The 16,894-nt window shown below is 67.2% G+C and carries 28 protein-coding genes and 2 pseudogenes; all 30 read left to right on the top strand.

The features are described from left to right. Positions 1–124, top strand: a pseudogene (locus FV230_RS13305) (elongation factor Tu); the annotation flags it as partial. 127 nt (positions 125–251) lie between these two features. Then, positions 252–560, top strand: coding sequence for a 30S ribosomal protein S10 (rpsJ, locus tag FV230_RS13300; protein WP_018044230.1), 309 nt, complete (start codon positions 252–254; stop codon positions 558–560). A gap of 50 nt (positions 561–610) precedes the next feature. Then, entirely contained in the window at positions 611–1,345 is a 735-nt protein-coding gene (gene rplC / locus FV230_RS13295) for a 50S ribosomal protein L3 (RefSeq protein WP_147842719.1), read from the top strand. Beyond that, positions 1,345–1,965 carry a 50S ribosomal protein L4 gene (rplD, locus tag FV230_RS13290; RefSeq protein ID WP_147842718.1) on the top strand — a complete coding sequence of 207 codons (621 nt, stop codon included), beginning with the start codon at positions 1,345–1,347 and terminating at the stop codon, positions 1,963–1,965. The genes rplC and rplD overlap by 1 nt, the downstream gene beginning before the upstream one ends. Then, a complete protein-coding gene (locus FV230_RS13285; RefSeq protein WP_147725865.1) occupies positions 1,962–2,258 on the top strand; it encodes a 50S ribosomal protein L23 in 297 nt (98 codons plus the stop codon). The genes rplD and FV230_RS13285 overlap by 4 nt, the downstream gene beginning before the upstream one ends. A gap of 26 nt (positions 2,259–2,284) precedes the next feature. Further along, entirely contained in the window at positions 2,285–3,121 is an 837-nt protein-coding gene (gene rplB / locus FV230_RS13280; protein ID WP_147842717.1) for a 50S ribosomal protein L2, read from the top strand. 5 nt (positions 3,122–3,126) lie between these two features. Continuing rightward, a complete protein-coding gene (rpsS, locus tag FV230_RS13275; RefSeq protein ID WP_147725863.1) occupies positions 3,127–3,405 on the top strand; it encodes a 30S ribosomal protein S19 in 279 nt (92 codons plus the stop codon). 1 nt (position 3,406) lies between these two features. Next, entirely contained in the window at positions 3,407–3,793 is a 387-nt protein-coding gene (rplV, locus tag FV230_RS13270; protein ID WP_147725862.1) for a 50S ribosomal protein L22, read from the top strand. 10 nt (positions 3,794–3,803) lie between these two features. Further along, positions 3,804–4,544 (top strand): 30S ribosomal protein S3, encoded by a 741-nt coding sequence (gene rpsC, locus FV230_RS13265; protein WP_147725861.1) that lies wholly within the window; start codon positions 3,804–3,806, stop codon positions 4,542–4,544. A 47-nt stretch (positions 4,545–4,591) separates the two neighbouring features. Further along, positions 4,592–5,005: a 50S ribosomal protein L16 gene (gene rplP, locus FV230_RS13260; protein WP_147725860.1), complete on the top strand. Its 414-nt coding sequence runs from the start codon at positions 4,592–4,594 to the stop codon at positions 5,003–5,005. 13 nt (positions 5,006–5,018) lie between these two features. Then, positions 5,019–5,234 carry a 50S ribosomal protein L29 gene (gene rpmC, locus FV230_RS13255; protein WP_147725859.1) on the top strand — a complete coding sequence of 72 codons (216 nt, stop codon included), beginning with the start codon at positions 5,019–5,021 and terminating at the stop codon, positions 5,232–5,234. A gap of 11 nt (positions 5,235–5,245) precedes the next feature. Further along, the gene (gene rpsQ / locus FV230_RS13250; protein WP_147842716.1) at positions 5,246–5,509 is read left to right on the top strand and encodes a 30S ribosomal protein S17; all 264 of its coding nucleotides are present in this window, start codon (positions 5,246–5,248) and stop codon (positions 5,507–5,509) included. 261 nt (positions 5,510–5,770) lie between these two features. After that, positions 5,771–7,189, top strand: a complete 1,419-nt coding sequence (locus FV230_RS13245; protein WP_147842715.1) for an ATP-binding protein — start codon at positions 5,771–5,773, stop codon at positions 7,187–7,189. A 239-nt stretch (positions 7,190–7,428) separates the two neighbouring features. Continuing rightward, a complete protein-coding gene (rplN, locus tag FV230_RS13240; RefSeq protein WP_147725857.1) occupies positions 7,429–7,797 on the top strand; it encodes a 50S ribosomal protein L14 in 369 nt (122 codons plus the stop codon). Continuing rightward, complete coding sequence (gene rplX, locus FV230_RS13235; protein WP_147842714.1) at positions 7,797–8,111, top strand: 50S ribosomal protein L24; 315 nt, start codon at positions 7,797–7,799, stop codon at positions 8,109–8,111. The genes rplN and rplX overlap by 1 nt, the downstream gene beginning before the upstream one ends. Then, on the top strand, positions 8,104–8,670 hold the full coding sequence (gene rplE / locus FV230_RS13230; RefSeq protein WP_147725855.1) for a 50S ribosomal protein L5: 567 nt from the start codon (positions 8,104–8,106) through the stop codon (positions 8,668–8,670). Before rplX ends, rplE begins: the two co-directional genes overlap by 8 nt. A gap of 43 nt (positions 8,671–8,713) precedes the next feature. After that, a complete protein-coding gene (rpsN, locus tag FV230_RS13225) occupies positions 8,714–9,019 on the top strand; it encodes a 30S ribosomal protein S14 (protein ID WP_147725854.1) in 306 nt (101 codons plus the stop codon). A 10-nt stretch (positions 9,020–9,029) separates the two neighbouring features. Then, positions 9,030–9,425 (top strand): 30S ribosomal protein S8, encoded by a 396-nt coding sequence (rpsH, locus tag FV230_RS13220; protein WP_147725853.1) that lies wholly within the window; start codon positions 9,030–9,032, stop codon positions 9,423–9,425. A 23-nt stretch (positions 9,426–9,448) separates the two neighbouring features. Beyond that, complete coding sequence (gene rplF / locus FV230_RS13215; RefSeq protein WP_147725852.1) at positions 9,449–9,982, top strand: 50S ribosomal protein L6; 534 nt, start codon at positions 9,449–9,451, stop codon at positions 9,980–9,982. 12 nt (positions 9,983–9,994) lie between these two features. Continuing rightward, positions 9,995–10,357, top strand: a complete 363-nt coding sequence (rplR, locus tag FV230_RS13210) for a 50S ribosomal protein L18 (RefSeq protein WP_147842713.1) — start codon at positions 9,995–9,997, stop codon at positions 10,355–10,357. Between the two features lie 96 nt (positions 10,358–10,453). Beyond that, a complete protein-coding gene (gene rpsE / locus FV230_RS13205) occupies positions 10,454–11,041 on the top strand; it encodes a 30S ribosomal protein S5 (RefSeq protein ID WP_147725850.1) in 588 nt (195 codons plus the stop codon). 12 nt (positions 11,042–11,053) lie between these two features. Continuing rightward, positions 11,054–11,245: a 50S ribosomal protein L30 gene (gene rpmD / locus FV230_RS13200; protein WP_147725849.1), complete on the top strand. Its 192-nt coding sequence runs from the start codon at positions 11,054–11,056 to the stop codon at positions 11,243–11,245. 10 nt (positions 11,246–11,255) lie between these two features. Continuing rightward, the gene (rplO, locus tag FV230_RS13195) at positions 11,256–11,780 is read left to right on the top strand and encodes a 50S ribosomal protein L15 (RefSeq protein WP_147842712.1); all 525 of its coding nucleotides are present in this window, start codon (positions 11,256–11,258) and stop codon (positions 11,778–11,780) included. Between the two features lie 137 nt (positions 11,781–11,917). Further along, on the top strand, positions 11,918–13,261 hold the full coding sequence (gene secY / locus FV230_RS13190) for a preprotein translocase subunit SecY (RefSeq protein ID WP_147842711.1): 1,344 nt from the start codon (positions 11,918–11,920) through the stop codon (positions 13,259–13,261). Between the two features lie 191 nt (positions 13,262–13,452). Further along, a complete protein-coding gene (locus tag FV230_RS13185) occupies positions 13,453–14,055 on the top strand; it encodes an adenylate kinase (RefSeq protein ID WP_147842710.1) in 603 nt (200 codons plus the stop codon). A gap of 26 nt (positions 14,056–14,081) precedes the next feature. Beyond that, positions 14,082–14,312 carry a hypothetical protein gene (locus tag FV230_RS13180; protein WP_243933496.1) on the top strand — a complete coding sequence of 77 codons (231 nt, stop codon included), beginning with the start codon at positions 14,082–14,084 and terminating at the stop codon, positions 14,310–14,312. 305 nt (positions 14,313–14,617) lie between these two features. Next, positions 14,618–14,986: a 30S ribosomal protein S13 gene (gene rpsM / locus FV230_RS13175; protein WP_147725844.1), complete on the top strand. Its 369-nt coding sequence runs from the start codon at positions 14,618–14,620 to the stop codon at positions 14,984–14,986. Positions 14,987–15,158: 172 nt separating this feature from the next. Next, complete coding sequence (gene rpsK / locus FV230_RS13170; RefSeq protein ID WP_147725843.1) at positions 15,159–15,548, top strand: 30S ribosomal protein S11; 390 nt, start codon at positions 15,159–15,161, stop codon at positions 15,546–15,548. A gap of 17 nt (positions 15,549–15,565) precedes the next feature. Beyond that, on the top strand, positions 15,566–16,438 hold the full coding sequence (locus FV230_RS13165) for an MBL fold metallo-hydrolase (RefSeq protein WP_147842708.1): 873 nt from the start codon (positions 15,566–15,568) through the stop codon (positions 16,436–16,438). 104 nt (positions 16,439–16,542) lie between these two features. Continuing rightward, a pseudogene (locus FV230_RS13160) lies at positions 16,543–16,894 on the top strand (DNA-directed RNA polymerase subunit alpha); the annotation flags it as partial.

The following is a 16,894-nucleotide window of genomic DNA, read 5'->3' as shown; positions in this document are numbered from 1 at the left end:
CGACAACGTGACCATGGACGTCACGCTGATCGTGCCGGTGGCCATGGAGGAGAAGCTGCGCTTCGCCATCCGCGAGGGCGGCCGAACCGTCGGCGCCGGCGTCGTCGCCGCCATCAACGCGTAGTCGTCAGACAGATCGGCCCTTCGTCTCCCGGGACTTAGGGCCGGTGCCCGGACACAGCATCCGTCAGGGGACGATTGAGGGAAGGGCCCTCGCGCCCGCCCAACACGTTTCCGTCGAGGTTTAGGTCATGAACGGTCAAAACATCCGCATCCGCCTGAAGGCGTTCGATCATCGCATCCTGGATGCGTCCACCCGCGAGATCGTCTCCACCGCCAAGCGGACCGGCGCGACCATCCGCGGCCCGATCCCGCTGCCGACCCATATCGAGAAGTTCACGGTCAACCGCTCGCCGCACATCGACAAGAAGTCGCGCGAGCAGTTCGAGATGCGCACCCACAAGCGCGTGCTCGATATCGTCGATCCGACCCCCCAGACCGTGGACGCGCTGATGAAGCTCGACCTCGCCGCTGGCGTGGACGTGGAGATCAAGCTCTAAGCCCCGCCGGGTTTAGAGCTTACCGTTTCATCGCGCGAGGGAGACACCTTATGCGCTCAGGCGTCATTGCACAGAAGGTCGGCATGACCCGGATCTTCACGGAAGCGGGGGAACACGTTCCCTGCACCGTGCTCAAGATCGAACAATGCCAGGTGGTCGCCCACCGCACCGTCGAGAAGAACGGCTACGTCGCCGTCCAGCTCGGCGTCGGCAAGGCGAAGGTCAAGAACGTCTCGGCCGCCGAGCGTGGCCGCTTCGCGGTCGCCAAGGTCGAGCCGAAGCAGAAGATTGCCGAGTTCCGCGTGTCCGAGGACGCGCTGATCCCGGTGGGCGCCGAGATCACGGCCGATCACTTCATCCCGGGCCAGTTCGTCGACGTGACGGGCACGACCACGGGTAAGGGGTTCGCCGGCGGCATCAAGCGCTGGAACTTCGGCGGTCTGCGCGCCACCCACGGCGTGTCGATCTCGCACCGCTCCATCGGTTCGACCGGCGGCCGTCAGGATCCGGGCAAGACCTTCAAGAATAAGAAGATGCCCGGTCACATGGGCGTCGACCGCGTCACCACGCAGAACCTGCGCGTCGTCCGCACGGACGTCGAGCGCGGCCTGATCCTGGTCGAGGGTGCGGTTCCCGGCGTCGCCGGCGGCTGGATCCAGATCCGGGACGCGGTGAAGCACAAGCTTCCGGCCGAAGTTCCCCAGCCCGGCAAGTTCCGTGAGAACGGCGCGTCGGCTGCCCCGCAATCCGCCCCCGAGGCGCCCGCTGCCGAGGAGAACGCGTGATGAAGCTCGATATCACCACCCTCGACGGCGCCGGCGCCGGCTCGGTGGAGCTCGACGAGGCCATCTTCGGCCTCGAGCCCCGCGCCGACCTGCTCCAGCGCATGGTGCGCTGGCAGCTCGCCAAGCGTCGTGCGGGCACCCACGCCGTGCAGAACCGCTCGGACGTGAACCGGACCCGTAAGAAGCTGTACAAGCAGAAGGGCACCGGCAACGCGCGTCACGGCGCAGCCTCGGCTCCGCAGTTCCGCGGCGGCGGCCGTGCGTTCGGCCCGGTCGTCCGCGACCACGGCCACGACCTTCCCAAGAAGGTCCGTGCCCTGGCCCTGCGTCACGCCTTGTCGGCCAAGGCCAAGGCCTCGACCCTCATCGTCGTCGACGACATCAAGATCGAGGATCACAAGACCAAGGGTCTCGTCGAGCGCTTCGGCAAGATGGGTCTCTCGAGCGCGCTGATCATCGGCGGCGCCGAGGTCGACGAGAACTTCGGCCGCGCCGCCCGCAACATCCCGATGATCGACGTGCTGCCCGTGCAGGGCATCAACGTCTACGACATCCTGCGCCGCGACACGCTCGTGCTGACCCGCGCCGCGATCGACGCGCTGGAGGAGCGTTTCAAATGAGTGCCGATCCGCGCCACTACGACATCATCGTCTCCCCGGTCATCACCGAGAAGGCGACGAACCTCACCGAGCAGAACAAGGTCGTCTTCCGGGTCGCTCCGAAGGCCACCAAGCCGCAGATCAAGGAAGCGGTCGAGAAGCTGTTCGACGTCAAGGTCACGGCGGTGAACACCCTCGTGACCAAGGGCAAGAAGAAGATCTTCCGCGGCATGCGCGGACAGCGTTCGGACGTGAAGAAAGCGGTCGTGACCCTCGCCGAAGGTGACACGATCGACGTCACGACCGGCCTCTGACATAGACCGGGTAGGGATTTAAGCCGATGGCCTTGAAGACATTCAAACCGGTCACGCCGAGCCTGCGCCAGCTCGTGCTGGTCGACCGCCGTGAGCTCTACAAGGGCAAGCCGGTGAAGGCGCTGACCGAGGGCAAGTCGTCCTCGGGCGGCCGCAACAACCTCGGGCGGATCACCGTCCGCTTCCGCGGCGGCGGTCACAAGCGCTCGCTCCGTCTCGTCGACTTCAAGCGTCGGTCGCAGCCGGGCGTGTCGGCGACCGTCGAGCGGATCGAGTACGATCCGAACCGCACGGCGTTCATCGCGCTGATCAACTACCCGGACGGCAAGCAGAGCTATATCATCGCTCCGCAGCGCCTTCAGCCGGGCGACAAGGTGGTCTCGGGCGAGGGCGTCGACATCAAGCCGGGCAATGCTGGGCCGATCGGCGGCATGCCGGTGGGCACGATCGTGCACAACATCGAGCTGAAGATTGGCAAGGGCGGCGCCGTCGCCCGCTCCGCCGGCAACTACGCTCAGATCGTCGGGCGCGACCAGGGCTACGTGACGCTCCGCCTGAACTCCGGCGAGCAGCGCTTGGTCCACGGCCAGTGCTACGCGACGGTGGGTGCGGTCTCGAACCCGGACCACATGAACATCTCGCTCGGCAAGGCCGGGCGCAACCGGTGGCTCGGCAAGCGTCCGCACGTCCGCGGCGTGGCCATGAACCCGGTCGACCACCCGCACGGCGGCGGCGAGGGACGCACCTCGGGCGGCCGTAACCCGGTGACGCCCTGGGGCGTGCCGACCAAGGGGAAGAAGACCCGCTCGAACAAGCGGACCGACGTCTTCATCCTGTCCAGCCGCCACAACCGCAAGAAGTAACCATCATGGCACGCTCACTCTGGAAGGGGCCGTTCGTCGACGGCTACCTCTTCAAGAAGGCCGAGGCGGCTCGCGGGTCGAGCCGGAACGAGGTCATCAAGATCTGGAGCCGTCGCTCCACCATCCTGCCGCAGTTCATCGGGCTCACCTTCGGTGTGCACAATGGGCAGAAGCACATCCCGGTCTACGTCTCCGAGGAAATGGTCGGTCACAAGTTCGGCGAGTTCTCGCCGACCCGCACCTTCCACGGCCACGCGGCCGACAAGAAGGCGAAGAGGCGCTGACATGGGCAAGCAAGCCACCCCCCGCGCGCTGCCCGAGAACGAGGCCAAGGCCGTGGCACGGATGCTCCGTGTCTCGCCCCAGAAGCTCAACCTCGTCGCGCAGATGATCCGCGGCAAGAAGGTCGAGTCGGCGCTCGCCGACCTCGAGTTCTCCCGCAAGCGCATCTCGACCGAGGTCAAGAAGTGCCTCGAGAGCGCGATCGCCAACGCCGAGAACAACCACGATCTGGACGTCGACGACCTCGTCGTCACTCAGGCCTTCGTGGGCAAGGCGCTGGTCCTGAAGCGCTTCCACGCCCGCGCCCGCGGCCGCGGCGCGCGCATCCTGAAGCCTTTCTCGAACCTCACCATCGTGGTTCGCGAAGTCCGCACCGCCGAAGCGGCCTGAGGAGAATCTGATGGGTCAGAAAGTCAACCCGATCGGTCTCCGGCTCGGCATCAACCGGACCTGGGATTCCCGCTGGTTCGCCGGCAAGACCGAATACGTCAAGCTGATGCACGAGGACGTCGCGATCCGCGCCGCCCTCATGAAGCAGCTCAAGCAGGCGGCGGTCTCCAAGATCGTCATCGAGCGCCCGCACCGGAAGTGCCGCGTCACCATCCACTCGGGCCGTCCGGGCGTGGTGATCGGCAAGAAGGGCGCCGACATCGAGAAGCTGCGCAAGCTGGTCAACACGATGACCAAGGCCGACGTGACCATCAACATCGTCGAGGTCCGGAAGCCCGAGATCGACGCCGTGCTGGTGGCCGACTCGATCGCGCAGCAGCTCGAGCGCCGCGTCGCCTTCCGTCGCGCCATGAAGCGCGCCGTGCAGTCGGCGATGCGCCTCGGGGCCGAGGGCATCCGGATCAACTGCTCCGGCCGTCTCGGCGGCGCCGAGATCGCCCGCCAGGAATGGTACCGCGAGGGCCGCGTGCCCCTGCATACGCTGCGCGCCGACGTCGACTACGGCACGGCCACCGCGTTCACGACCTACGGAACGTGCGGCATCAAGGTCTGGGTGTTCAAGGGCGAGATCCTCGAGCACGACCCGATGGCGCAGGATAAGAAGGCGCAGGAAGAGGGCGGCCGTTCGGGCGGTCGTCGCGAGCGCGATGGCGAGGGTGACCGCGGTCGCGGTCGCCGCGATCACGCCTAAGCGCGATCGTCGGACCCCCGAGCCAAGGAAGGTGTTGAGAGGCTGCCATGTTGCAACCCAAGAAGACCCGGTTTCGTAAGCAGTTCAAAGGTCGCATCTCCGGTGCGGCCAAGGGCGGCTTCGACCTGAATTTCGGCCAGTTCGGCCTGAAGGCGGTGGAGCCCGAGCGCATCACCGCGCGCCAGATCGAGGCGGCCCGCCGCGCGATCACCCGTGAGATGAAGCGTCAGGGCCGGGTCTGGATCCGGATCTTCCCCGACGTTCCGGTCACGTCGAAGCCGACCGAAGTCCGCATGGGCTCCGGCAAGGGCGCGCCCGAGTACTGGGCCGCCCGCGTCCACCCGGGCCGCATCATGTTCGAGGTCGACGGTGTCGCCGAGGACATCGCGAAGGAGGCGCTCCGCCTGGGCGCCGCCAAGCTGCCCATCCGCACGCGCGTCGTGCAACGCATCGCCGACTAAAGGGAGGCAGATCATGAAGTCGTCACAGAGACAGTCGGATCTCGCCGCCCTGTCGCCGGACCAGTTGAGCGACGAACTGCTGAACCTCAAGAAGGAGCAGTTCAACCTGCGCTTTCAGGGGGCCACCGGCCAGCTCGAGAACGTCGCCCGCGTCCGCGAAGTCCGTCGCGACATCGCCCGCGTCCGCACCCTGCAGCGTCAGAAGACGCTGCAGGCGACGTCGGCCTGAGGAGTTTCATCATGCCGAAGCGCGTATTGCAGGGCGTCGTCGTCAGCGACAAGGGCGAGAAGACCATCGTCGTGAAGGTGGAGCGCCGCTTCACCCACCCAGTGATGAAGAAGACCGTTCGCCGCTCGAAGAACTACCATGCCCACGACGAGGCGAACGTAGCCAAGGTCGGGGCCACGGTGTTCATCGAGGAGTGCCGGCCCTTCTCCAAGACCAAGACCTGGAAGCTCATCGAGGGCGAAGCCGCCTCGGCCGAGGCTCCGGCGGCCGCCTGATCGCCTTGGACGGACCATGAGACGGGCGCAAGATTCTGCGCCCGTTTTTTCGTATCTGATCCGAAAACGACGTCGGTGCCTAACCGTGTCGGGCGTTCGACGATTCGACCGCGGCTTGGGTTCGACCCATCAATCTCGATCTCCCCATGACCGGCGAGTCGGCCGGTGGCGCTTTTCGCACCTCGTCGCACAATCCTCACGAGGAGCCTGCCGTCATGCGTCGCTGACGGGAGGAAGCTCCTCTGAACGAGGATGAGCCGCATGCTGAAAAACGCCAATCGCGCCTGGGAAGCCCTCCTCGGCTTCTTCGGCGCCGAGGACGTGAACGGGATCGTTAGTTCGAGGCGTGTCTTCGGCATTCACCTGCTTCCGGACCTGCAGGCAGAGACGCTTGCACAGGTGAACCTGTACGCCCCGACCCTGTTGGGCGTCCACCAACCCTACGAACAGCGTCCGCTGACGATCTCCGGCCTGCTGGTCCGCGGCAATGATCAGGCCATCGCGATCACGCCGTTGCAGTATCGCGACGTTGACATCGGGGAGAGCGAACCGTTCCCGGCGTTGAACACCGGCCTTTGGTTATTCCAGGTCGACGGCCAGCCGGTCGCGGTGCTCCTGTCGCAGTATTCCAACTTCAGGTCGGGCAAGTTCGCTCAGGTCGAGATCGCAACGCTGCCGGGATCCGAGGCTCAGGCGTTCGCGCGCACGTTTCTAAAACGTATTCAAGAGGCGGGCGCGAACTCGATCCTGTATCGCGGCAAGGTCCTCTCCTTCGAGGGTGGATCCGACTATTCCGGCATGAGTACGGAGATGTCCGTCCATAAGCTGTCGCCGGTGGCCCGAGAGGCGATCATCCTCGACGACGCCACGATGGCGCGCCTGGATCGCCACGTCTTCGCGTTCGACCGGCATCGCGCCGGTCTGCGCCGCCTCGGGCAGTCGATCCGGAAGGGTCTGCTCCTTTATGGCCCGCCCGGCACCGGGAAGACCCACGTGATCCGATACATCGCCTCGAATTTACCGGCCCGGACCACCATCCTGATCACGGCGGAGCAGGTCCAGGACCTGACCCGATACATGCTGCTTGCGCGCACCCTGCAGCCGAGCATCGTCGTGCTGGAGGACGTGGATCTGGTCGGGCGCTCGCGGGAGGGCATGAACAGCCCGAAGACGGAGGTCCTCTTGAACCGGCTGCTCAACGAGATGGACGGCCTGGGCGACGATGCGAACATCCTCTTCCTCCTGACCACCAACCGGCCCGAGGAGATCGAGGACGCGCTCGCTTCACGTCCGGGACGCGTCGACGAGGCGATCGAGATCGCGAATCCCGACGCCGCCTGCCGGGCGCGGCTGATCGCCCTCTACGGAGGCGCCCTGCAATTCGAGGAGGGCTCCATCGACGACGCGGTCGCGCTGTCGGGGGGAGCGAGCGCGGCCTTCGTCAAGGAGATGGTGCGCCGCCTGGCCCAGGCTTCGCTTTCGCTGAGAAGCGCCGAGATCCTGGACCGTGCCATGGTGAACCGTGCCATGGTCGCGGCCGTCTTTGGCGAGGCCGTGGAGAACGGAAACCGGATCGGCCGCCGAATCGTCGGTCTGTCGAATGCTCCGAAGCACGCCGGGCGTGCCGGCGCCCCACCCCTCGACGGCTGCGGCGAGGATCTGGAGCTCGGCACAGATTAGGCCGGGGCCGGCACGGAAAGTCTTGCGCCCCTGCGCCCCGTGGTGTAGTGGGCACCCCTTCGCGACATGTGAGAGGGTGTTCGCGCCCTTCGTACGCGGTGACCGCGCCGGCGCTGGATAAGCGCCGATAGCGCGGTCTGTCATATGAGCCGGGGACATCAGATCCCCATCAGGCGTCGTCCGCCGGGCAATACCGCCCGTGTGCGGAAACCCGCCTGAAACAAGGAAAGGTCACTCCTGTGATCCAGATGCAGACGAATCTGGACGTCGCCGACAACTCGGGTGCGCGTCGCGTGATGTGCATCAAGGTGCTGGGCGGGTCGAAGCGGCGCTATGCCGGCGTGGGCGACATCATCGTCGTGTCCATCAAGGAGGCGATCCCGCGCGGCCGCGTCAAGAAGGGCGACGTCATGAAGGCGGTGGTCGTGCGGACCGCCAAGGAAGTGAAGCGTCCCGACGGTTCGGTGATCCGCTTCGACAAGAACGCGGCCGTGCTGATCAACAATCAGAAGGAGCCGATCGGGACCCGCATCTTCGGGCCGGTGCCGCGCGAGCTGCGCGCCCGCAACCACATGAAGATCATCTCGCTGGCTCCGGAGGTGCTGTGATGGCAGCCAAGATCAAGAAGGGCGACACCGTCGTCGTCCTCACCGGTCGCGATTCCGGTCGCTCCGGCGAGGTCATCCAGGTGATGCCGAAGGACGACAAGGCGCTCGTCCGCGGGATCAACCTGGTCAAGAAGCACCAGAAGCAGAGCCAGAACCAGGAAGGCGGCATCATCTCGAAGGAGGCCGCGATCCAGCTCTCGAACCTCGCGTTGCAGGACGCGAACGGCAAGCCGACCCGCGTGGGTTTCCGCATCCTCGAAGACGGCCGCAAGGTCCGCTTCGCCAAGACCACGGGGGATCAGATCGATGGCTGAGGCCAACAAGGACGCCTACGTCCCGCGCCTGCGCGCCCACTACGACGAGGTCATCCGCCAGAAGCTCATCGAGCAGTTCGGCTACAAGAACCCGATGCAGGTTCCGCGGATCGACAAGATCGTCATCAACATGGGCGTCGGCGAGTCCACCGCGGACTCGAAGAAGGCCACCGTCGCCGCCGGCGACCTTGCGCTGATCGCCGGCCAGAAGCCGGTCATCACCAAGGCCCGCAAGCCGATCGCGACCTTCAAGGTCCGCGAGGGCATGCCGATCGGCTGCAAGGTCACCCTGCGCCGCCAGAAGATGTACGAGTTCATGGATCGCCTCGTCACGATCGCGCTGCCGCGCGTCCGCGACTTCCGCGGCCTGAACCCGAAGTCGTTCGACGGCCGCGGCAACTACGCGCTCGGCCTCAAGGAGCACCTCGTGTTCCCGGAGATCTCCTACGACAAGGCCGAGCAGACCTGGGGCATGGACATCGTCGTCGCCACCACCGCCACCACCGACGAGGAAGCCCGCGCTCTCCTCGCCGCCTTCCAATTCCCGTTCCGGCAGTAGGCGTCCCTCGGGATACCTAGACGCGGACACCGGAGGATAGACAATGGCAAAGAAGAGTTCAGTCGAACAGAACAACCACCGGAAGGAGCTGGTCAAGCGCTTCGCTGCGAAGCGCCAGGCCCTGCTCGCGACCGCCAACGACGAGTCCCTCGAGATGGAGGAGCGCTTCGAGGCGCGCCTCAAGCTCGCGGAGCTTCCCCGCAACTCGTCGCCGACCCGCGTGCGCAACCGGTGCGAGATCACCGGCCGGCCGCGCGCCTATTACCGCAAGATGGGCGTCTCGCGTATCGCGCTGCGCGAGCTCGGGAACCGGGGCCTGATCCCGGGCCTCGTCAAGTCGAGCTGGTAAGGAGGCACCCATGGTCAACGATCCCGTGGGCGATATGCTCACCCGCATCCGCAACGGCCAGATGCGCCGTCGCAACGTCGTCTCGACGCCCGGCTCGCGCCTCCGCGCGAACGTCCTGAACGTGCTGAAGTCGGAAGGCTACATCCGCGACTTCGCGACCACCGAACTCGGCAACGGCCGGACGGAGTTCGCGATCGAGCTGAAGTACTACGACGGCCAGCCCGTCATCCGCTCGATCCAGCGCGTGTCGAAGCCCGGCCGCCGCGTCTACTCGGCCGTCGGCGATCTGCCGCGCGTCGCCGACGGTCTCGGCGTCACCATCGTGTCCACCCCGCAGGGCGTCATGGCCGACCACGAGGCGCGCGAGCGCAACGTCGGCGGCGAAGTGCTCTGCAAGGTGTTCTGATCCCCGGATAAGGAGAGAGGCAGATGTCTCGCGTAGGCAAGAAGCCCGTCCCCGTTCCGGCCGGCGTCACCGCGTCGGTCACGGGTCAGACGGTGAAGATGAAGGGCTCGAAGGGCGAGCTGCAGTTCGTGGTTCCCTCGCTGGTCGACGTGGCGCTCGAGGACGGCGCGATCACGGTGACCCCGAAGGACCAGTCCAAGGCGGCGCGTTCGCTCTGGGGCACCTCGCGGGCCCAGGTCGCGAACCTCGTCGAGGGCGTGTCCAAGGGCTTCGAGAAGAAGCTCGAGATCACCGGCGTCGGCTATCGCGCCGCGATGGCCGGCAAGGCGCTCAAGCTCTCGCTCGGGTACAGCCACGACATCGAGTACCAGATCCCGGCCGGCATCACGATCGTGACGCCGAAGCCGACGGAGATCACGATCTCCGGCATCGACCGCCAAGTCGTCGGCCAGGTCGCCGCGGAGATCCGCGACTACCGCGGTCCCGAGCCCTACAAGGGCAAGGGCGTGAAGTACGCCGGCGAGTTCATCTTCCGCAAGGAAGGCAAGAAGAAGTAAGGGGGCTGAGACATGTCACGCAAACTCGAAGCCCTCGATCGCCGCAAGGCGCGGGTGCGCCGGGCGCTCCGCGCCTCCGCCAACGGCCGGCCGCGCCTGTCGGTGTTCCGCTCGTCGAAGCAGATCTACGTTCAGGTCATCGATGATGCGGCGGGCGTCACGCTCGCCGCCGCCTCGTCGATCGACAAGGGCCTGCGCGCCGACCTGAAGACCGGCGCCGACGTCGCCGCCGCCTCGGCGGTGGGCAAGCTCGTCGCCGAGCGTGCCAAGGCCGCCGGCGTCTCGAAGGTCGTGTTCGACCGCTCGGGCTACCAGTACCACGGCCGGATCAAGGCTCTGGCCGAAGCCGCCCGCGAGGGTGGCCTCGACTTCTAAATCTCGGCGGTGCGGAGGCGGCGTGTCCGCCTCCGGCGATGACGATTCAAGCGAGCGGGCCCGCCGCCCGCGCCAGTGAGATGAAACGGAAGCAACATGGCACGTGAACGTGAAGGCGGTGGCCGCGGCCGCCGCGACGACCGCGAGGAGCGCGACAGCGAGTTCGTGGACAAGCTCGTCCACATCAACCGCGTCGCCAAGGTGGTGAAGGGCGGCCGTCGCTTCGGCTTCGCCGCGCTCGTCGTCGTCGGCGACCAGAAGGGCCGCGTCGGCTTCGGCCACGGCAAGGCCCGCGAAGTCCCGGAGGCGATCCGCAAGGCGACGGAAGCCGCCAAGCGCGGCCTTGTCCGCATCTCGCTCCGCGAGGGCCGGACGCTGCACCACGACGTGCAGGGCCGTCACGGCGCCGGCAAGGTGATCCTCCGCGCGGCTCCGCAGGGCACCGGCATCATCGCCGGCGGCCCGATGCGCGCCGTGTTCGAGACGCTCGGCATGCAGGACGTCGTGGCCAAGAGCCTTGGCTCCTCGAACCCCTACAACCTCGTGCGCGCCACCTTCGAGGCGCTGAAGAACGAGGACAGCCCGCGCTCGGTCGCCGGTCGTCGCGGTCTCAAGGTGTCCACGCTCCAGGCGCGGCGCACCGATTCGGACCCGTCCGACCAGTCCGAAGCCGCAGTCGCGTAAGGGGAGGGCAGCATGGCTAGCAAGACTGTCCGCGTGGAGCAGATCGGTTCCCCGATCCGCCGCGAGGCCTCCCAGCGCCAGACGCTGGTGGGCCTGAAGCTGAACAAGCTGCACCGTGTCTCCGAGCTCGAAGACACCCCCGCCGTTCGCGGCATGATCCGAAAGGTCGCGCACCTCGTGCGCGTCCTCGACGACGCGGCTTGAGGAGGGCGCGATGAAGCTCAACGAGATCCGCGACAACGAAGGCGCAACCAAGAACCGGATGCGCGTCGGCCGAGGCATCGGCTCCGGCAAGGGCAAGACCGCAGGGCGCGGCGTGAAGGGTCAGAAGGCCCGGACCGGCGTGGCCATTAAGGGCTTCGAGGGCGGCCAGATGCCGCTCCACCGTCGCCTGCCGAAGCGCGGCTTCAACAACCTCTACTCGACCGACCTCAACGAGGTGAATCTCGGCCGGGTGCAGCAGGCGATCGACGCCGGCAAGCTCGACAAGGCCGCGACCGTGACGGTCGAGGCCCTCGTGCAGGCCGGGATCATCGCCCGTCCCCGCGACGGCGTGAAGCTGCTCGGCGTCGGCGAGCTGACCGCGAAGGTCGCCTTCGAGGTGACCCGCGCGTCGAAGTCAGCGGTCGAGGCGGTCGAGAAGGCCGGCGGCAGCGTCGTCGTCGCCTACGGCGCCGGCGTCTCGGTCCGCGGCAAGGGTGGCAAGGACTTGGGCGGCAAGGGCGAAGCGACCGCCTGAGCGCGGTTGCCTCGCCGGGAGCGACCCCTTAAGTCGAAGCTTCGAGCGGCGGCCCGTGCGACCTCGCATGCGGCCGCCGCTCCCGTTTTCAGGGATGCCCCACGGCTCCCTCGTGACCCACCATCAGGACACAGGCCATGGCCTCAGCCGCCGAGCAGCTCGCCGCGAACCTCAATTTCGGTGCCATCGCGAAGGCGGATGAGCTCAAGAAGCGCATCTGGTTCACCCTCGGCGCGCTCGTGGTGTTCCGGCTCGGGACCTACATCCCGATCCCCGGCATCGACCCGGAACAGTTCGCGCGCAACTTCCAGCAGCAGGCCGGCGGCGTGCTCGGGCTGTTCAACATGTTCTCCGGCGGTGCCGTCGAGCGCATGGCGATCTTCGCGCTCAACATCATGCCGTACATCTCGGCCTCGATCATCATCCAGCTGCTCACCTCGGTGATCCCGAGCCTCGAGACGCTGAAGAAGGAGGGCGAGTCCGGCCGCAAGGTCATCAACCAGTACACCCGCTACCTCACGGTGGTGCTGGCGCTGGTCCAGTCCTGGGGCATCGCCGTAGGCCTCCAGGGGTCGAGCGCCGCGATCGATCCCGGCCCGTTCTTCCTCGCCTCGACCGTGATCACGCTCACCGGCGGCACGCTGTTCCTGATGTGGATCGGCGAGCAGATCACCTCGCGCGGCATCGGCAACGGCTCGTCGCTGATCATCTTCGCCGGCATCGTCGCCCACCTGCCGACCGCCATCATCGGTGCGCTCGAGCTGTCGCGCACCGGCGCGCTGTCCTCGGCGGTAATCCTCGGCGTCGGCATCGCCGCGATCGGCCTCGTCTACTTCATCGTGTTCATGGAGCGCGCCCAGCGCCGGCTGCTGATCAACTATCCCAAGCGCCAGGTCGGCAACCGGATGTACGAGGGCCAGACCTCGTTCCTTCCCTTGAAGCTCAACACCTCGGGCGTGATCCCGCCGATCTTCGCCTCGTCGCTCCTGCTGCTGCCGGCCACCGTGGCGAGCTTCTCGGCCAACCAGGGCACCGGCGTGCTGGCGACGGTCACGACCTATCTCGGCCACGGCCGTCCGCTCTACATGGCGCTCTACGCCGCGCTGATCGTCTTCTTCGCGTTCTTCTACACCGCGGTGGTCTTCAACCCGCAGGAGACCGCCGACAATCTGAAGAAGCATGGCGGCTTCATCCCCGGCATCCGGCCCGGCGAGCGCACCGCGGCGTTCATCGACAAGGTGCTGACGCGCATCACCCTGATCGGCGCGCTCTACCTGACCTTCGTCTGCCTGGTGCCGGAGATCATCGCCTCCTACGCCTCCGCCAGCCTCGGATTCGGCGGCACGTCGCTGCTCATCGTCGTCTCGGTGACGATGGACACCGTGGCGCAGATCCACGGGCACCTGATGGCGCACCAGTACGAGGGCCTCGTCAAGAAGGCCAAGCTGCGCGGCGCGTCGACGACCCAGCGGCGGCGCTGAGCGGCACGTCGGGCGATCCGGCTCGGCGACACGAGAGACACAATCGCCGGAATGACGAGTGGACAGCGATTTGCCCGCTCGCCCGTCCGGCGGAAGCCGCTACAAGCAATGCCGACGCGGGAACGACGCCGACACGGCGTCGCCGCGCGCCAAGAAGCCCTGAGAGACGGGCACGGACGAGGATAACGCCCATGCGGATCATTCTGCTCGGACCACCCGGCGCGGGGAAGGGGACACAGTCCGAGCGGATCGTCGCGCGATTCGGCATCCCGCAGCTTTCCACCGGCGACATGCTGCGCGCGGCCGTCGCTGCCGGAACACCGGTCGGACTCCAGGCGAAGGCAGTGATGGAGAGCGGCGGCCTCGTGTCCGACGCGATCGTCGTCGGCATCGTCGCCGACCGGATCGAGGAGGCGGATGCGCGCGGCGGGTTCATCCTCGACGGCTTTCCCCGCACCGTCGAGCAGGCCAAGGCCCTCGACGTGATGCTGGACGAGAAGGGCCTGCATCTCTCGACCGTGATCGAGTTCAAGGTCGATGAGAAGGTCCTGGTCGGCCGCATAGCCAAGCGGGCGGAGGAGACCGCCGCCCGCGGACAGCCGGTGCGGAAGGACGACACCCCCGAGGTGTTCGCCTCGCGTCTCGAGGCCTACCGGATCCAGACCGCCCCGCTCTCGGCCTATTACGAGCGCGCCGGGATGCTGCAGACCGTGGACGGCATGGCGCCGATCGACGCGGTGACGGATTCGCTGATGGCGATCCTCGAGTCGCATCGCGAAGGCGTGGCGTCCTGAAGCCATCCTTCCGGGGACCCATGATCATGTCGACGCATGCGGCTCGGGCGATCCTCGCGGCGCTGACCCTGACGGTCGGCGCGATGCCGATGGCGGCCTGGGCCGGCCCGGCGCAATCGTATCAGTACGAGCGGCGGACGACCGGCCGCCTGTGCAGGCCGCCGCTGAAGTTCGCGGCCGGCGCGTGCGTGCGGCGCTGCCCGGCCGGCTTTCGCGACAACGGCGGGTATTGCCGCCAGCTGAACCAGCGCTTCTGACATCGACGCGAAGAGACCCACGCTCCTGCGGTTCGCCAGGTGACGCGATGGGGACGATGCAGCGCGCCGGGCGCGCCCGCCGGGCGCGGCGCGGCGTCTTATCGTGCCGAAACCGTTGACATCACCGCCCGCCCGCGCTAGCAGGCCGGTCTTCGTCTGCACAGCCGTTGGTCCGAGGTGCCCTCCAAGGGGCGGCCGCGGGCCGATTTGTCGTTGACGGGCGTGCAGGGGCCGGCCTCCACCGGACGCACGCTTTCCCACAGGACGGCCCGGGCGATCGCCCGTACGCCACATGGAGCATGACCTTGGCCCGTATCGCCGGCGTTAACATCCCGACCAACAAGCGCGTCGTCATCGCGCTCCAGTACATCCACGGCATCGGCGCGAAGAAGGCCGAGGAGATCACGGAGAAGGTCGGCATCCCGGCCGAGCGCCGCGTGAACCAGCTCACCGACGCCGAGGTGCTGCAGATCCGCGAGACGATCGATCGCGACTACCTCGTCGAGGGCGACCTTCGCCGCGACGTCTCGATGAACATCAAGCGCCTGATGGACCTCGGCTGCTACCGCGGCCTGCGCCACCGCCGCAACCTGCCGGTCCGCGGCCAGCGCACGCACACCAACGCGCGTACCCGCAAGGGCAAGTCCAAGCCGATCGCCGGCAAGAAGAAGTAAGCTTACGAATTCGGAGGCTGCGCCCGGCGCGGTCTCCCATGCATCGTGCCGGATCTCCCTCGACGGGAGCCGGCGTGACGGGGCGGCGCTCCGCGGATGTGCCGACCGAACCCATACGAGAATCCCGAGCACCTGGAATTACGGGTGCGCTTGAAGGACAGGTATCGAAAAGATGGCCAAGGAACCGACCCGCGTCCGCCGGCGCGAACGCAAGAACATTGTCTCGGGCGTGGCGCACGTCGCCGCCTCGTTCAACAACACGATGATCACCATCACCGACGCGCAAGGCAACACGATCTCGTGGTCCTCCTCGGGCGCCATGGGCTTCAAGGGCTCGCGGAAGTCGACCCCCTACGCCGCGCAGGTCGCCGCCGAGGACGCGGCCCGCAAGGCCGCCGAGCACGGTATGCGCACCCTCGAGGTCGAGGTCTCCGGGCCCGGCTCGGGCCGCGAGTCGGCGCTCCGCGCCCTCCAGGCCGCGGGCTTCACCGTGACCTCGATCCGTGACGTCACCTCGATCCCGCACAACGGCTGCCGCCCGCGCAAGCGTCGGCGCGTCTGAGGCGGACGGAGACACACGTGGCGGATACGAAGATCCTTCCCGGCGTCAAGCGCTGGAGCGTCGGTGACATCACGCTCACCGTGCTCAACGACGGCTGGTTTCAGGGCTCCCTCGATCTCATCACGGGCATCTCGAAGGACGAAGCCGGCGCGCTGCAGCGCGCCGGCTTCCGTACGCAGGAGCCGCGGGTGATGCTCAACGCATTCCTGCTGACGGGCCCCGGCCGCAAGCCGGTGCTGATCGATTCCGGCTACGGGTCGTTCGGTCCGCCGACCATGGGTCGTGTGCCCGCAGCGCTCGCTGTCGCGGGCGTGACGCCCGAGGAGATCGAGACCGTTCTCGTCACGCACTGCCATCCCGACCATATCGGTGGGCTGGTGGTCGACGGGAAGGCCGCCTACCCGAACGCGGAGATCGTGCTGCATTCGGACGAGGCGGCGTATTGGCTCCCCGATGCGGCGCTCGCCGCCGCACCGGACGGGGCAAAGCCGTATTTCGAGAACGCCCGCAAGGCGCTGGCACCCTATGCCGGCCGGGTGCGCGAGCAGTCCGGCGGGGAAGTCCTGCCGGGCATCACCGCGGTGCACCTGCCCGGCCATACGCCGGGCCATTGCGGTTTCCGGATCGTTTCGGGGGACAAGTCGCTCCTGGTGTTCACCGATGTGGTGCACCTGCCGGCGATCCAGTTCAAGCAACCCGAGGCGGGCGTCGGCTTCGATATCGACGGCGACCAGGCGCGGGCGACCCGCAAGGCGATCCTCGCGGATCTGGCGGCCGACGGGACCCGCATCGCCGGCTCGCATCTCGAATTCCCGGCCGTCGGCACCGTGACGCGGGATGGGGACGGATACCGGTTCGTGCCGGATCTCTGGGTCGCCGACGAGGCGTAGGCCCGGAGCAGTCTTTTAGGGACCGATCGACGCTGGGGGCAGCGTCGATCGGCCGAAGCGCGGACCCGGACGTCGCGGGTTCGTGCGTCAGGAGAGGTAGGATCGTGGTCATTCAGAAGAACTGGCAAGAGCTGATCAAGCCCAACAAGCTGCAGGTCTCGACCGGCGACGACCCGAAGCGGGTCGCCACCGTCGTCGCCGAGCCGTTGGAGCGCGGCTTCGGCACGACGCTCGGCAACTCGCTGCGCCGGGTGCTGCTGTCCTCCCTCCAGGGCGCGGCCGTGACCTCGGTCCAGATCGACGGCGTCCTGCATGAATTCTCCTCGATCCCGGGCGTCCGCGAGGACGTCACCGACATCGTCCTGAACATCAAGACGATCGCCATCCGCTCGCAGACCGACGCCCCGAAGCGCATGACCCTGCGCAAGACCGGCCCGGGCCTCGTCACCGCCGGCG

The organism is Methylobacterium sp. WL6 (assembly GCF_008040095.1).
Classification (GTDB): domain Bacteria; phylum Pseudomonadota; class Alphaproteobacteria; order Rhizobiales; family Beijerinckiaceae; genus Methylobacterium.
Note: the sequence above shows the minus strand (reverse complement) of the source record. Positions and strands in the feature narration are given on the sequence as shown.

What these genes read in the sequence shown, in the direction of transcription:
- rpsJ (WP_018044230.1), top strand. Translation starts at nt 252, where the DNA reads ATGAACGGTCAAAACATCCGCATCCGCCTGAAGGCGTTCGATCATCGC.
- rplC (WP_147842719.1), top strand. Translation starts at nt 611, where the DNA reads ATGCGCTCAGGCGTCATTGCACAGAAGGTCGGCATGACCCGGATCTTC.
- rplD (WP_147842718.1), top strand. Translation starts at nt 1,345, where the DNA reads ATGAAGCTCGATATCACCACCCTCGACGGCGCCGGCGCCGGCTCGGTG.
- FV230_RS13285 (WP_147725865.1), top strand. Translation starts at nt 1,962, where the DNA reads ATGAGTGCCGATCCGCGCCACTACGACATCATCGTCTCCCCGGTCATC.
- rplB (WP_147842717.1), top strand. Translation starts at nt 2,285, where the DNA reads ATGGCCTTGAAGACATTCAAACCGGTCACGCCGAGCCTGCGCCAGCTC.
- rpsS (WP_147725863.1), top strand. Translation starts at nt 3,127, where the DNA reads ATGGCACGCTCACTCTGGAAGGGGCCGTTCGTCGACGGCTACCTCTTC.
- rplV (WP_147725862.1), top strand. Translation starts at nt 3,407, where the DNA reads ATGGGCAAGCAAGCCACCCCCCGCGCGCTGCCCGAGAACGAGGCCAAG.
- rpsC (WP_147725861.1), top strand. Translation starts at nt 3,804, where the DNA reads ATGGGTCAGAAAGTCAACCCGATCGGTCTCCGGCTCGGCATCAACCGG.
- rplP (WP_147725860.1), top strand. Translation starts at nt 4,592, where the DNA reads ATGTTGCAACCCAAGAAGACCCGGTTTCGTAAGCAGTTCAAAGGTCGC.
- rpmC (WP_147725859.1), top strand. Translation starts at nt 5,019, where the DNA reads ATGAAGTCGTCACAGAGACAGTCGGATCTCGCCGCCCTGTCGCCGGAC.
- rpsQ (WP_147842716.1), top strand. Translation starts at nt 5,246, where the DNA reads ATGCCGAAGCGCGTATTGCAGGGCGTCGTCGTCAGCGACAAGGGCGAG.
- FV230_RS13245 (WP_147842715.1), top strand. Translation starts at nt 5,771, where the DNA reads ATGCTGAAAAACGCCAATCGCGCCTGGGAAGCCCTCCTCGGCTTCTTC.
- rplX (WP_147842714.1), top strand. Translation starts at nt 7,797, where the DNA reads ATGGCAGCCAAGATCAAGAAGGGCGACACCGTCGTCGTCCTCACCGGT.
- rplE (WP_147725855.1), top strand. Translation starts at nt 8,104, where the DNA reads ATGGCTGAGGCCAACAAGGACGCCTACGTCCCGCGCCTGCGCGCCCAC.
- rpsN (WP_147725854.1), top strand. Translation starts at nt 8,714, where the DNA reads ATGGCAAAGAAGAGTTCAGTCGAACAGAACAACCACCGGAAGGAGCTG.
- rpsH (WP_147725853.1), top strand. Translation starts at nt 9,030, where the DNA reads ATGGTCAACGATCCCGTGGGCGATATGCTCACCCGCATCCGCAACGGC.
- rplF (WP_147725852.1), top strand. Translation starts at nt 9,449, where the DNA reads ATGTCTCGCGTAGGCAAGAAGCCCGTCCCCGTTCCGGCCGGCGTCACC.
- rplR (WP_147842713.1), top strand. Translation starts at nt 9,995, where the DNA reads ATGTCACGCAAACTCGAAGCCCTCGATCGCCGCAAGGCGCGGGTGCGC.
- rpsE (WP_147725850.1), top strand. Translation starts at nt 10,454, where the DNA reads ATGGCACGTGAACGTGAAGGCGGTGGCCGCGGCCGCCGCGACGACCGC.
- rpmD (WP_147725849.1), top strand. Translation starts at nt 11,054, where the DNA reads ATGGCTAGCAAGACTGTCCGCGTGGAGCAGATCGGTTCCCCGATCCGC.
- rplO (WP_147842712.1), top strand. Translation starts at nt 11,256, where the DNA reads ATGAAGCTCAACGAGATCCGCGACAACGAAGGCGCAACCAAGAACCGG.
- secY (WP_147842711.1), top strand. Translation starts at nt 11,918, where the DNA reads ATGGCCTCAGCCGCCGAGCAGCTCGCCGCGAACCTCAATTTCGGTGCC.
- FV230_RS13185 (WP_147842710.1), top strand. Translation starts at nt 13,453, where the DNA reads ATGCGGATCATTCTGCTCGGACCACCCGGCGCGGGGAAGGGGACACAG.
- FV230_RS13180 (WP_243933496.1), top strand. Translation starts at nt 14,082, where the DNA reads ATGTCGACGCATGCGGCTCGGGCGATCCTCGCGGCGCTGACCCTGACG.
- rpsK (WP_147725843.1), top strand. Translation starts at nt 15,159, where the DNA reads ATGGCCAAGGAACCGACCCGCGTCCGCCGGCGCGAACGCAAGAACATT.